Here is a 12,249-nt window from a genome sequence, read left to right on the forward strand (position 1 = left end):
GGCCGTCCGGCTCAGCTGACCCGGGCGAGCTGAGCCCAGTCGGTTGTCCAGGCCGGGCTGAGCCGTTGCTGGCGCATCGCCCACGTCGGCGCGGCCCGGATTCCGGCGCGGCCGAGCCCGATCATGCCCCGCCCGAACCGGCTGCTCACCGCATCGACAGCCAGCGCGAGCGCGTCGTCCGCACCGGCCCGGCCGACGGCGGGTTCGGTCCACAGCCCGGGGTGGCGGTGCTCGTCGACGAGGTCGAGCGCGGTGACGCCGATCCGGCGGAACGTGTAGCCCGGCTGCCACAGCTGCCGGGCGAGCCGGGCCGCGGTGCGGGCGAGCGGGAGATCCGCGCTGGTCGGAGCCAGCAGTGTCTGCGTCGCGCCGACCGACAAGGCTGGCCCGGCGTAGAGGCTGCCGCCGGTCGAGAGCCAGACCGACAGCACGTTCGTCGCGCGGCGGTGCCGGCGCATCTTCCGGGCGAGGGCCTGCGCGAAGCCGGACGCGACGTCGCCGACCTGTTCGCGGGTGGTGACCGGGGTGCCGAGCATCCGGCAGTGCATCAGCTGCCGCCGCGGCGGCGGGGCGTGCTCGACCGGCAGGCACGCGGTGCCGGCCAGCTCCCGCACGGTGCGCTCGACGACCACGGAGTAGCGGCGGCGGACCCAGCCGGGGTCGAGCCGGGCCAGCTGCCCGGCGGTGGTGACGTCGTGCTCGGCCAGCCGCGCGGTCAGCCGGGCGCCGATCCCCCAGACCTCGTTGACGGGCAGCTCGTCGAGCACCTGCTGCCGCTCGCCCGAGCCCGCACCGGACAGGTCGTGCACGCCGGCGCCGGTGTCCTTCGCGATCCGGGTGGCGACCTTCGCGAGGGTCTTCGTGCGGGCCAGGCCGATCGATACCGGCAGCCCCAGCCACCGCCTGATCCGCTCCCGCAGCTGCTGCGCGGCCTCGACCGCACCGAGCGCCGGAAGCCGGATGAACGCTTCGTCGATCGAATACGGCTCGACCCACGGCGTCGTCTGCTCGATCACCGCGAGCATCCTCGCCGAGAAGTCGCCGTACAGCGGGAAATTCGAGCTCAGCGCGACCACCGAACGGTACTTCGGCCGGTCGCGAATCTGGAACCACGGCTGCCCCATCGCGATCCCGAGCGCCTTGGCCTCCTTCGACCTGGCGACGGCACACCCGTCGTTGTTGCTCAACACGATCACCGGCCGACGACGCAATCGCGGGCACCCGACCCGCTCCACGCTGGCGTACATGCTGTCGACGTCGACAAGCCCGATGACCTGGTCAGCGGCCACGAGATCCCCAGGGCAACACGTGGTGAATCACGGTCGTGACCACGCCCCACACCTCGAACCCGTCGGCGTCCTCGCCGACGCGCAGCGGGATCACCGGGAACTCCTTGTTCGCCGGTTCCAGCCGCGGCGGCCGCAGCCGCAGGAACTTGCACGTGAACTCGCCGTCGACGACCGCGACGACGATCTGCCCGTCGGCCGGGGAGAGGCTGCGGTCGACGAGGATTTCGTCCCCGTCGGTGATCCCGGCGTCGATCATCGAGAACCCGGACACCCGCAGCACGAACGTCGCCGGATTGCGGATCAGGTTCCGGTCCAGGCTGACCGGCCCCGTGTAGTAGTCCTCGGCAGGCGAGGGGAATCCAGCCGGCACCACCGGCGGCCCCTCGACCTCGATCACGTCCACCCACATCACCGACTCAGTCAAACACATGTTCGACCGGATGGCGCGCGCCGGTGACCAGATCACTCCAGAGAAGTCGCTGCTCAGAGCGCTGGAGCCGACACGCTGCGGTGACGATCAGTCCGCCGGGTCGGTCATCGCGGCGTCGGCGCTGTCCGTCCAGTCGACCGGAGTGAGTACGGCCGACCGGCGACCGTACCGCTCGATGATCGCGTGGCCGCCGGCCTCGACCCATACCTGAAGGCGACGCCACTCTTCCTTGGCCACGGCGCTCTCCACCACGATCAGGGGCGCGGTCCACCAGCTCGGCTGCGCGTCACCGTCGTCGACCGCGCTCACCCGCACCGGTTCGCCGATGGCCTCGCCGGTCGCGCGCTGCTCGGCATAGCGCGGCCACGGCAGCGCCGCCAGCTTGGCGCGCCCGCGGCGGCTCACGGCCACCATCTGGCCGGCCTCGATCCGGTCCAGGAACTCGCTCCACGAGCGCCGGACGCGCTGGCTGGTCATGTCGAACACGGCATCACCGTAGCCGAAGTACCGAAACTCCCGAAAGTACCGAAGTTGCTTGCGTGCCTCTCGGAACTTTCGGTACCTTCAAAGTGCCGAAAGTACCGAAACTGACGATCGGAGGGAGGTCGCCGCCATGCCCCAGCGCCCCCAGCCCTGCCCCGGCGGCGGACAGGCGCCCAGCCACACCTACACCCGTCAGTCCCGCGGCTCCGGCGGCGTCGTCCGCCCGGTCACCGTGGCGAACTGCCCGGTCAACCACGATGCCCACTACAACCTGGACATCGTCGGCGGCAAGGTCGTTCCGCACGCTCAGTAGACCCCTCCGGCCGGGTGAACCGCCTTCCTGCGTGGCCCCCTGGCCGGACTCCCGTGAGTAACTTGTCCCGCAATTTCAGTCACCAGGAGTAGCAAGTGCGGTTGTCCAGCGGAATCATGATCGACGGCCCGGACACAGTCGACCGCGACGACGCCATCTGGGTCGAACGCGACGGCGACGGCTGGGACGTCACGGTCCACATCGCCTGCGTCGCCGACATCGTCGCGGCCGGCGGCCCCGCCGACCGGCGCGCCGCCCAGAAGAAGCGGACGATCTACCTGCCCGACGGGGTGCTGCCGATGCTGCCCCGCGCCATCGAGGACCGCGCGACCCTGCACCCGCAGAAACCGCGCCCGGTGATCACGGTCGCCTTCCGCGTCGGCCTCGACGGCATCGTCTCCCAGACCAGCCTCGCCGAAGGCACCCTCGCCAGCCCGGTGGCGATGGACTACGCCACCGCCACCGCCGCGATCACCGACCCCGGCCACCCCCAGCACGACGTGCTGCGCGAAGCGCACGAGGTCGCGCACGTGCTGCTCACCCACCGCCGCGACCACGGCGCGCTGGTGCTCTACGACCTCAGCCAGGGACTGGCCAGCGACGGCGACGGCGGCCTGCTGCGGCTCAACACCGTCGAGCGCCACGCCGCCTACATGATCGTCGCCGAGCTGATGGTCGCGGCCAACCAGGCCATCGCCGGATTCGCCGTCACCTACGACCTGCCGATCCTGTTCCGCAACCACCAGCCCGCCCGCACCGCGCCCCCGCGCGAACAACTGCTGGAAGAGCTGCGGCTGCTCATCCACGGCGAAGCGTGGCGCCGCGAGGCCACCGGGCAGCGCCTCGGCCACCTGCTGCGCCCGGCGGTCTACGCCCCGCACGCCAGCGAGCACTACGGGCTGAAGCTGTCCTGGTACTGCCACGCCACCAGCCCGCTGCGCCGCTACGCCGACCTGCTCGTGCAGCGCCAGCTGCTGGCCGTGCTGCGCGGACAGACCCCGCCCCACGACGTCGCCGGCCTCGCCGGGCACGCCGAGGCGATCAACACGACGCTGGCCCGCGCCCGCGAACGGCGCGGCGAACGCAACGCCGAGGCCCGCCGCGAGCAGCGCCGCGGCACGCTCGCCGACGGCGCGTTCAGCGACCTGCCCGCCGACGACTTCCACAAGGTCCTCAAGCTGGCGATCGCCGAGGGCCGCCACGGCGAGGCACTGGAGACCGAGGTCGTGAACCGGATCGCCGACGGCCGGATGCAGCCGCGCACCGCCCACCAGCTGCTGCTCGTCGCCGACGAGCAGTGGAGCACGGCCCACGACGCCCTTCTCCCCTGGCTCACCGCGAGCCCGGAGCACGCCGTGACCATCCTGGCCATGCACGCCCAGCTGGCCGGGATGCAGGCCCCGGACTGGGACGAGCGACCGGTCGGCACCGTGCAGCAGCCGCTGTTCTCCGCCCGCGCCGGGATCACCGTCGACGGCATTACCACCTGGTCGCCGCCGCGGGTCGAGCTCAGCAAGAACCTCGCCCGACAGCAGGCCGCGCTGTCGCTGATCGCAACCCTCGTCGCGGCCGACGACCCGTCCACCTCCCGAGAAATCCCCGCCCCCGCACCGGCGCCCGTTGCCGCGGACGTCGCCGCCAGCCCCAACCCGGCCATGGCCGTCAACGAGCTCGGCCAGCGCGGCGTGCTCACCGGCGTCGGCTACGCCTACGACTCGACCGGCCCGGCGCACAAGCCGAGCTTCACCTGCACCGTGCACGCCCGGCACGAACCCACCGCCGCCGTCCTCGCGGGCACCGGGACCGGCGCCACCAAGGCCGCGGCCAAGACCGCGGCCGCCGGAGACCTGTACGAGCAGATCACCGCCGGCGCCCCGGCCTGACACCAGCCGAGCGCCGCGCCCGACTCGGTGCGGCGCACGGTTTTGTCGGTGGGCTCCGCTACCGTCACACCTGGCCGTCGCTGCGCACGGCCGAGCCTGGCCGATGTGTCCCACGCACACCCGGCAGACAGGCCAAGCCCCCCGGGCAGGCAGCAGATCCACCGACATCGACGACCTTGTTCCGCCGCGCCGAGACCACCGCGGCAGGAGCGTGGGACCTGCCGGGAACGGACTGTTTCGCCATGACCTCCACCAACCCCGACCGGCCGAACGCCCGCAAAGCGCAGGCCCGCCGGCTCGCCGCGCGCACCGGCATGCCCTACACCGCCGCGCTGCGGCAGGTCGTGCTCTCGGCCGAACCCTGGCAGCCCCAGCACCGGTGGGTGCTCACCGACGACGTGCGCGCCTGGCTGTCCGGCGAGAGCTGGCGCGGCATCGGCTACCACGACCTCTACGCCTGGCTCGACAACGAAGTCTCCCCGACCTTCGAGTGCGACTGGTGCGCAGAACCCGGCGATGCCCGCGAGAACGACTCCAGCATCTGCCTGATCATCACCGCCTACGACCCCGACATCTCCCCGTACACCCAGCACCTGAGCACGAAGAAGTACCACGCCACCTGCAAACCGTCCTCGATCTCCTGGGCGGTGCCCGCGATCATCCCCTCGGGACCGCAGCCCCTGTACCTGCCCGCCGGCGCCAAGCCCACCATGGTCGGCGAGTTCGAGCTCGAACCCCGCGCCCTGCTCGACACCGACCCCGAGGACGGCACCCAGCACGCGATGCTGCTGCTGACCGCCCACGTCGTCGAAGACCACGACCAGGGTCCCTTCGCGTGGCTGACCGAGCTCGAGCTGTACCTGGGCAGCGAAGGCGTCGGCCGCGTGCACGAACTCGACGACGAAGACGAGACCGGCTGGGCGCTGCGGATCGCCACCGACCACGCGACCGAAGACCGGTCGCCGTGGATCGCGATCCGCACCGGCCACGGCGAGAACGACGACGGCACCCCGCACCACCTGCTGTTGTGCGAACTGGACCTGCCCGAGGGCTGGGCCGAAGCCGCCCAGCGCGCCGGCCATGTCGACGTCGCCGTCGGCCCGTGCACCCGCCACTGGGACAGCGCCCCCGTGCCCGAGGATCTGGTCGACGACATCGCCGAACTCCTCAAGGAGAACCGCGGCGAGCGGTGCGGCTGCGCGCACCTGACCGCCGACCACGTCGTCGACCTGGTTGAGTCCGGCGCGTTCCTCGTCGGCTCCGTCCGCGTCCTGACCGCCGAGGAGGTCCGCTGACATGGCCGCCGCGAAGAACACGAAGACCTCGCGCACGCCGAAGGACTACGGCCCGATCCAGGCACCCACCGCGCTCGGGATGCCGATGTGGCAGTTCGAGCGCGCCGTGACGGCCGGGCTGATCCCGCCTGCGGACCCGGCCACCGGCCGGTGGCCGGCCGACGCCGTGCTCACCGCGCTGGCCGAGGTCGAGCAGATCAAGGCCACGGTCGGGTCGCAGCCCGACGTCGGCGCCGGCCGCGCCGCCGACGTCCTGGCCGACCGCTTCGGCATCGACGTCCCCTCCAGCGTCCTGCTCGAGCTCGATCGCCTCGGCCTGATCACCGAGGTCGGCGAGTACAAGGACTACCCGCTCTACGACGGGCGCGCGCTGGAGCTGTTCTACGACCGCGCCGCCCTGGAGAAGGCCCTCGTCGACGGGCGGCTGCTCCAGCGCAAGGAGGTCGCCGAGCACCTGCGCGTGCGGGCTGCCGATGTCGAGCACCTGATCCGCGCGAACTGGCTGGAACCGGTCACCTGGGTGCGCAGCGGATGGCAGCGCCGCCGCTCGACCCCCGCGGTGCCGCTGTTCCGGGCCGCCGACCTCGACGTGCTGCTGGCCCACCCCGCCATCGACTGGGACGTCGTCCGCGCCACCCCGCCCGGACGGCCCTCGCCGCTGGCGAAGCTCTCGCCCCGCCCCGTCAGCACCCCGCGCTGATCGCCACCCTGGCCTGCCCGCCGCCGGGCAGGCCAGGCATGACCTCCCGACCAGCGGGTTTCCGGTGTTTCCGCGTGTTGCTCGCCCGAACTGGAAACAGGAAACCCATTCCCTCTCGTGGCCCCGGCGATCATGGTTGAGGGCGAGCGCCGCCAGCCCAAATCGCGGCGCCGTAAAGCCATCACGGCAGAAACCCTTTAGGTAGAAAGGAAAACCATGCCAACGCTCGAAGTCATCCCCGGTCTCACTCTCACCGATTCCATGTACGAACTCGCCGCCGCTGGCGTTGCCGAGCACGCGCCACACATCGGCCCGCTGAGCCGAGAACAGTTCGACGACCCCGCCGGGTGGCTCAACATCCCCGACCTCGATGGCGAGATCTCCAAGTCCGAGCTGACGCTGCTGGTCGGCGTCGAGCGCACCGTGAAGCTCAACGTCTGGTTCCGCCCCGACATTCGCGGCGGAGCGGAAGAGCAGATTCCCCACAATCACCGCTGGAATTCGTTTCGGGGCCACATCTTGCGCGGCGCCTACAGCGAACTCCGATTCCGGCGGGAAAACATCGACCCGGAAACCGACCGCGCCGACGTCATTTTTGAGCCGCGCGTCATGCACGCCAGCCCGGACGCGAACGAGGTCGCCCACGATGTCTGGCACGAGGTCGACTGGTGCGACCCGGGCACCATGAGCCTCATGGTCTGCGGCTACGGCGAATTCGGCAACTGGGGTCACCTCGACCTCGCGTCCGGCAAAAGGCGGAAAGACCAGCCGGTCGCCGGGTTCAGCGACATGCTCGCGGCCCTCAACCCGCACCGCCCCGATTTCCGACGGGACGCGAACCGATGACCACCACCACGACCTACACCGAGGTCGCCGCCGCCGACGGTGCCTGGGCCTGCCCGATGCTGCTGCCATCGACGCCGTTCGAGCTGGCCCGCGCCACCCTCACCGCCGTGACCGCCGACACCGGCTGGCCGATCGCGGCGTTCCTGTTCGGAGCGGACGGCGACCCGGTGACCGAGCTGTTGCTCTACCGCGACCCCAGCCGCAGGTTCGGCACCCCCGGCGTCTCCGACTGCCTCGCCGGCGCCGAGGCCCTTGCCGCGGCCTCCGGCTGGCAACTCGCCCCGGACCGCGCCCCGCACGCCGGCGTGCTGGTCGGCATGGGGCTGCGCGAGGGGTACGAACCCGACGCGCCGCAGCACCAGCCCGCCGAGATCGACCAGCTGCTCGCCGAGCACGGCACCGGCTGGAACCGCCGCACCGCTCGGCTGGTCTCCGCCCGCCTGGTCGACGGCGAGGTGCGCTGGTACGACGAGGTCGGCGCCGTCGTGCACGCCTCCGCCGACCTGGTGCCGGTCCTCGAGCGGATCGCCGCGCGTTTCGCCCAGCACCGCTTCGTGATCACGGATCTGGCGGGGCAGCGAACCGGCGCCTTCGTCCAGCAGGCGCCCGCGTCGCCGTGACACGCCGCCGGGGTCAGAAGGTGTCCGCCCGGACCTGCATGAACCCGAAGCTGTGCGCCATGTCCACCAACGCTGACCGCGCTCGGCTGCGCCGGGTCTCCGCAGCGAGCCCCGGGACGGCGGGCAGCGAGACGAACAGCTCGGACAGCTCGCCGCCCCGTTTCCCGTTCGGCCCGAAGGGCTCCAGGTCGAGGACGTCGCGCAGCACCAGCTGGCTGCCAGCCTGGTCGTGCCGCTGCTCGGTTCTCACCGAGAACTCGACCAGGGGAACCCCGGTCCACCGCGACTCCGTCGCAGGGCTCTGCCGGATCAGCCGGGGCAGCAGCTCGGTCGCGGTCTCCCAGGCCGCCACGAAGAACTCGAGCAGGTCGTCGGTTGTCCAGCGCAGGTCCGGTCGCGGATCTGCGTGCAGGGCCCTGGCCCAGGCGTCGAAGTTCTCGACGCGCACCTCGGCGCAGGTGATGACCGCGGAACTGCGCGCGGCCGGCGGCAACGTCATCATCACCTCGGCGGACACCGCGGGTTCCCCGTCCGGCGCGGTGATCTCGACGGCGTAGCTGAACCGGTCGCTCGCGTTGTCGTTCGGGCCCATGTCCCACGTGCCGGCGGGCAGGTCCCGGCCGCGCCACTGCGACAGGTTCGTGGTGAACCCGGCCAGCTGGCTGATCGGCAGTTCGAGGAGCAGCGCGTTCAGCCGGTCCGGGGTGATCTTCACGCCGCTGAGGTCGTCCCAGGGCAAGGTCGCCAGCACACGGGCCCGCAGCTGCGGCGGCCTCATCGTGGCGGTCCAGTTGCGGGTCGCGGCCGACGTCGTGGTTGTGGCGATCGGGTCCGGGTCCCACCACCATCCGTCCGTGCCGCGGACCAGCCGGGCAGGGCACCAGCGGCCGCCCGAAAGGGGCACCTCCGTGGCGCGTCGGTCGACGACGCTGGTCGCGGTGGCGTTGCCGGCGGGAAAACCCATGGCGGCCAGCGCGTCCCCGTCCGGTGTGCCGCTGCCGTGATCCTGCAACGCCTGCCAGATCTCCTCGGCGACGGCGACGGGCCGGTGCTTCGGCCGGGCACACAGCACCCAGCCGGACGGCTCGCCCGGCACCGCGAAGTGCTGTGCCACCCCCGGCCCGATCGGGTCGACGTCGGTGACCGGCTCGCCCAGCACGAGACCCTGCGCGGCGAGGTCGTCGACCGCCTGCTGGAATATTCCGCTCCAGCCGGGCGCGCCGCCGCCGACGGTATGCGCTGGTTCCTCGGCACGTTGCGGGGCCTGGATGCTGGCCAGGGCGGCGGTCAGCTTGTCGATCTCGTCGCCGGAGTTCGCCCAGCCCAACCCGACGAAGTGCTGGATCTCGTGCGGGCGCAGCCAAGTGGTTCCGTCCCCGCGTCGGATCGGGACGCTGACGGCGGTCTTGCTCGGCTCGGTCTTGCCGTTCGGCGCCGGCACGGCGAACAGCTGGCTCGCCCGCGGCTGGGCGGGAATGTCGATGACCAGCACGCCCAGCTCGTCGGTGCACGAGATCCAGTCCACCGACACGTGCCGCAGCGGGGGGAACACCCGGGTGGCGATGATCTGGCGATGCTTGTCGAGGTCGATCAGCTTCCGCGGAATCGGGTTGAGCTCGTCGACGATCTCCTCACCGTGTTCCTTGCGGGTGCTGAACCCCACCAGGAGCAAGCCTCCGTCGGCGGTGTTCGCGAAGGCCGCCACGTCCTTCGCGAGTTCTTCGGCGCCCTTGGGCTGGTCCAGCGGGTAGATGCCGTCCTTCACATCAAGCCAGACGCACTCCCGCTCACCGACCAGCGCGCCGGGATCATCCCGGCGCAGGGCCTGCCGTGCGCGATCCAGACCAGCAGCCGTCATGCACGTATTCTTCCCGGCTGGCGTTTGGCACCCCGCTCCTGCCCGTCACTTCACCGCGGCACGGTGCACGCGGACGGGCGAGGTAGCTCAGCGGAGATCTCCGAGCGCGGCAGCTCGTTGGGCGATGAAGGTGCGGAACGCGGATTTGTCGTTGTCGTGCATGGGATCGCGCGTCATCTGGCCTGGATGCGCGCGGCGGATCAGGCCGGGCCGGGCATGGAACCAGCCGTCGGCCACGGTGTCGAGCGCGACGAGCAGGCCGAGATCTTCGGACACGGGCAGCGCCATCCAGCCGCCGAGGGCGGTCAGCAGAGTTCGGCGGGCGACCAGGGTGGAGGGGTGAACCGCGAGGGTGCAGGTGTCCGCCCAGCCGGCGGTGACCGACCCGGAAGGCAGACGTCCCGCGGGAGGATCGTGGTCCCACCGCCGGGTGGAGCCGTCGGCGAGGAGGTCGATCACGGGACTGGTGGTCCAGCCGATCGTGTCGTCACCGGAGAGGACCGCGTGCGCGTCGGCGAGCGCGTGCGGCGTGAACTGGTCGTCGGCATCAAGGTTGGCGACCGTCTCCCCGGCGGCGCGGGCCAGCGCTGTCGTGCGGGCGACGCCGGGGCCGCCCCGGCGATTCCGGCCCACTCGGACACGCCGATCACCCTGGACAGCTTCCGGAAGCTCGGGACTGCCGGCGACGCAGTCGAATTGCAGCAGCCACTCCCACTCGATGCCGGGCGGCAGGATCTGCGCCGTCAGCGAGTTGAACGCCGCGTCCAGGTGTGCCGGATCAGCGTGCTCGCCGACCGGGGTGATCACGCTGATCAGCGCGTTCATCCGTGACACCCCTCGACCACACTCGCGCGATCACCCGATCCAGCGCGGAACGCGCTACAGCCCAGGCGAGGGTGACCAACATGGCGAAGGCGGCGCACCCCAGCAGCCAGAGCGCGTATTCCAGGGCCCCGACTTCCCGCACGTTGTGGAGGGTAACAACGGTCGGCCCGCCAGGCTCGTGCGACGCGGTGGCAAGTCCGTCGACGCTGCGAGATGATCACCGTTGCGGGGCTGGATTTGGGATACCCAAGACCTGGCTCAATGACCCCGCGAGTCACGACGAGCGCAGCCGCTTGACGTTAAGGTGTCGCACGGCTGATGACGACGAGGCGGGGGAACAGCGTGGACGCGAATCGGCAGGCGATGTTCTTGCGGCTCGATCTTGAGCAACAGGCCAACACCGTGGTGAACGTGCTTCCCGCCGCGGGCGAGGGTTGGCGGCTGACCTGGACCGGCGGACCCGACGAGACCGGGATGCGTGAGCTGGTCGCCTCCATCAAGGACACCAGTCTCCCCCGCATCACCCTGGACATTCAGGGCTACGAACGCCAGCCCGTCCCGGACTTCGCCGAACTGGCCATGTTCGCCTGCCGCACGCTGGGATTCGACCCGGACGCCGAACTTCCGGGCACCGGCGCAAGCGCAAGCGCCGACCTGCAACGACGCTTGGCCGAGGCATACGAGCGACACGGCTACCGCGCCGTGCACGGGATGATGAACGAACTCCTCGGCCGCGAACGCAGCGATCCCAGCCCGGTGCTGACCGGCGCCGAGTGAACCATCTCCGGCCGATCGGTTGTCTCAGCGCGACGTGCGAGATCGCCCGTTCGCCAGGAATCGTGTCGGGACGACCGGTAACCTGCGGGAATGGTGGACAGGCGCGAACACGCCATCGCCTGGGTGCGCTGGCTGCGAGATCAGACTCCACCCCTGCCCGTGCTCGATCCGCAGGACTGGATGGGGCAGCTCGCCGCCGATCGACGGCAGGCGGCGGAGAAAGCCGTCCGCGAGTCGATAGCCGAGCTGACGCAGGACCGCATCGGGCCTGAAGTGATCAGCGGGTCGGAGCGAGTGGAACTGGCCGCCTGGCTAACCCGGATCACGAGATGGTGGACCCCGCAGGAGACCCTGGCCGCGCTCGACGACCTCGTCGCCGGTCTCGCTCTGGACGAAATCCTGTGCATCTGCCGCTCGGAGGGCTTCGCCCAGGTCGCCGAGACCGAACGCGACGGAGACCGGTTCGTGTGGCTGCTCGACGACGACGGCCTGCTCGGCCTGGTCTATCTCGCGCGGGACCGCACCGGCCCGCCCCAGCCGTGGTCGCTCACTGTCTACGGCAACCGCATGGTCGAGGACCCCGGACTCTGGATCTGGAATGCCGGCTGCATGAGCAAGCACGAGGTCCTGCCCGACGGCCGTTGGATCGTCGTCGGCGACCGCCGCTGGCACCTGCGATACCCCTCCAGCAGCGGCGGCAGCTTCCGCGCGGCCCTGGCGATGCTGCGCGCCACCACCAGCCCGATCACCCCATGGCAGTACCCGGCGATCAAGACCTGGATCGGCCCCGACTCCCCGCACGGCATGATCGGCGCACCCCGTGACGAGATCGCGCGAACAGCCCGCGGGCACACCCGCGACGCCCTTGCCGAGCTGCCCGATCACGTCCGTGCCGTTCTCGGCGCCCATCCCATGCACGCCTGACGGCCG

At 71.1% G+C, this 12,249-nt stretch carries 13 protein-coding genes; 8 read left to right on the forward strand and 5 right to left on the reverse strand.

The features are described from left to right. Positions 1-11 precede the first annotated feature (11 nt). From ACWEN0_RS42505 to ACWEN0_RS42515, 3 genes are all read right to left on the reverse strand, one after another. On the reverse strand, positions 12-1,289 hold the full coding sequence (locus ACWEN0_RS42505) for a Y-family DNA polymerase (protein WP_451986448.1): 1,278 nt from the start codon (positions 1,287-1,289) through the stop codon (positions 12-14). After that, positions 1,279-1,698, reverse strand: coding sequence for a LexA family protein (locus ACWEN0_RS42510; RefSeq protein WP_451986564.1), 420 nt, complete (start codon positions 1,696-1,698; stop codon positions 1,279-1,281). The genes ACWEN0_RS42505 and ACWEN0_RS42510 overlap by 11 nt, the downstream gene beginning before the upstream one ends. A 108-nt stretch (positions 1,699-1,806) precedes the next feature. Then, positions 1,807-2,205 (reverse strand): hypothetical protein, encoded by a 399-nt coding sequence (locus tag ACWEN0_RS42515; protein ID WP_451986450.1) that lies wholly within the window; start codon positions 2,203-2,205, stop codon positions 1,807-1,809. 127 nt (positions 2,206-2,332) lie between these two features. Here ACWEN0_RS42515 and ACWEN0_RS42520 point away from each other — a divergent pair, with 127 nt between their 5' ends. The 6 genes from ACWEN0_RS42520 to ACWEN0_RS42545 all read left to right on the forward strand — a co-directional run bounded on the left by ACWEN0_RS42520 (position 2,333) and on the right by ACWEN0_RS42545 (position 7,859). Further along, the gene (locus tag ACWEN0_RS42520) at positions 2,333-2,515 is read left to right on the forward strand and encodes a hypothetical protein (RefSeq protein WP_451986452.1); all 183 of its coding nucleotides are present in this window, start codon (positions 2,333-2,335) and stop codon (positions 2,513-2,515) included. Positions 2,516-2,610: 95 nt separating this feature from the next. Next, on the forward strand, positions 2,611-4,398 hold the full coding sequence (locus ACWEN0_RS42525; protein ID WP_451986454.1) for a ribonuclease catalytic domain-containing protein: 1,788 nt from the start codon (positions 2,611-2,613) through the stop codon (positions 4,396-4,398). A gap of 242 nt (positions 4,399-4,640) precedes the next feature. After that, positions 4,641-5,693 carry a hypothetical protein gene (locus ACWEN0_RS42530; RefSeq protein WP_451986456.1) on the forward strand — a complete coding sequence of 351 codons (1,053 nt, stop codon included), beginning with the start codon at positions 4,641-4,643 and terminating at the stop codon, positions 5,691-5,693. 1 nt (position 5,694) lies between these two features. Beyond that, a complete protein-coding gene (locus ACWEN0_RS42535; RefSeq protein WP_451986458.1) occupies positions 5,695-6,393 on the forward strand; it encodes a hypothetical protein in 699 nt (232 codons plus the stop codon). A 216-nt stretch (positions 6,394-6,609) separates the two neighbouring features. Then, positions 6,610-7,239 (forward strand): hypothetical protein, encoded by a 630-nt coding sequence (locus ACWEN0_RS42540; protein ID WP_451986460.1) that lies wholly within the window; start codon positions 6,610-6,612, stop codon positions 7,237-7,239. Further along, entirely contained in the window at positions 7,236-7,859 is a 624-nt protein-coding gene (locus ACWEN0_RS42545; protein ID WP_451986462.1) for a hypothetical protein, read from the forward strand. Before ACWEN0_RS42540 ends, ACWEN0_RS42545 begins: the two co-directional genes overlap by 4 nt. 13 nt (positions 7,860-7,872) lie before the next feature. Here the strand turns inward: ACWEN0_RS42545 and ACWEN0_RS42550 are convergent, their stop codons facing one another. Further along, positions 7,873-9,717, reverse strand: coding sequence for an RNA-binding domain-containing protein (locus tag ACWEN0_RS42550; RefSeq protein WP_451986464.1), 1,845 nt, complete (start codon positions 9,715-9,717; stop codon positions 7,873-7,875). 87 nt (positions 9,718-9,804) lie between these two features. Next, entirely contained in the window at positions 9,805-10,542 is a 738-nt protein-coding gene (locus tag ACWEN0_RS42555) for a glycosyltransferase (RefSeq protein ID WP_451986466.1), read from the reverse strand. 318 nt (positions 10,543-10,860) lie between these two features. On the opposite strand from ACWEN0_RS42555, the gene ACWEN0_RS42560 reads away from it, so the two are divergent. Together ACWEN0_RS42560 and ACWEN0_RS42565 are read left to right on the forward strand one after the other, a co-directional pair. Continuing rightward, positions 10,861-11,319 (forward strand): hypothetical protein, encoded by a 459-nt coding sequence (locus tag ACWEN0_RS42560; RefSeq protein WP_451986468.1) that lies wholly within the window; start codon positions 10,861-10,863, stop codon positions 11,317-11,319. A gap of 90 nt (positions 11,320-11,409) precedes the next feature. Beyond that, entirely contained in the window at positions 11,410-12,243 is an 834-nt protein-coding gene (locus ACWEN0_RS42565) for a hypothetical protein (protein WP_451986470.1), read from the forward strand. The last annotated feature ends 6 nt before the right edge of the window (positions 12,244-12,249 follow it).

It is taken from the genome of Amycolatopsis sp. NPDC004378 (assembly GCF_053602455.1).

Coding starts and splice junctions, on each gene's coding strand:
- ACWEN0_RS42510 (WP_451986564.1), bottom strand. CDS start 1,698: ATGTGGGTGGACGTGATCGAGGTCGAGGGGCCGCCGGTGGTGCCGGCT.
- ACWEN0_RS42520 (WP_451986452.1), top strand. CDS start 2,333: ATGCCCCAGCGCCCCCAGCCCTGCCCCGGCGGCGGACAGGCGCCCAGC.
- ACWEN0_RS42530 (WP_451986456.1), top strand. CDS start 4,641: ATGACCTCCACCAACCCCGACCGGCCGAACGCCCGCAAAGCGCAGGCC.
- ACWEN0_RS42535 (WP_451986458.1), top strand. CDS start 5,695: ATGGCCGCCGCGAAGAACACGAAGACCTCGCGCACGCCGAAGGACTAC.
- ACWEN0_RS42540 (WP_451986460.1), top strand. CDS start 6,610: ATGCCAACGCTCGAAGTCATCCCCGGTCTCACTCTCACCGATTCCATG.
- ACWEN0_RS42545 (WP_451986462.1), top strand. CDS start 7,236: ATGACCACCACCACGACCTACACCGAGGTCGCCGCCGCCGACGGTGCC.
- ACWEN0_RS42550 (WP_451986464.1), bottom strand. CDS start 9,717: ATGACGGCTGCTGGTCTGGATCGCGCACGGCAGGCCCTGCGCCGGGAT.
- ACWEN0_RS42555 (WP_451986466.1), bottom strand. CDS start 10,542: ATGAACGCGCTGATCAGCGTGATCACCCCGGTCGGCGAGCACGCTGAT.
- ACWEN0_RS42560 (WP_451986468.1), top strand. CDS start 10,861: ATGACGACGAGGCGGGGGAACAGCGTGGACGCGAATCGGCAGGCGATG.
- ACWEN0_RS42565 (WP_451986470.1), top strand. CDS start 11,410: ATGGTGGACAGGCGCGAACACGCCATCGCCTGGGTGCGCTGGCTGCGA.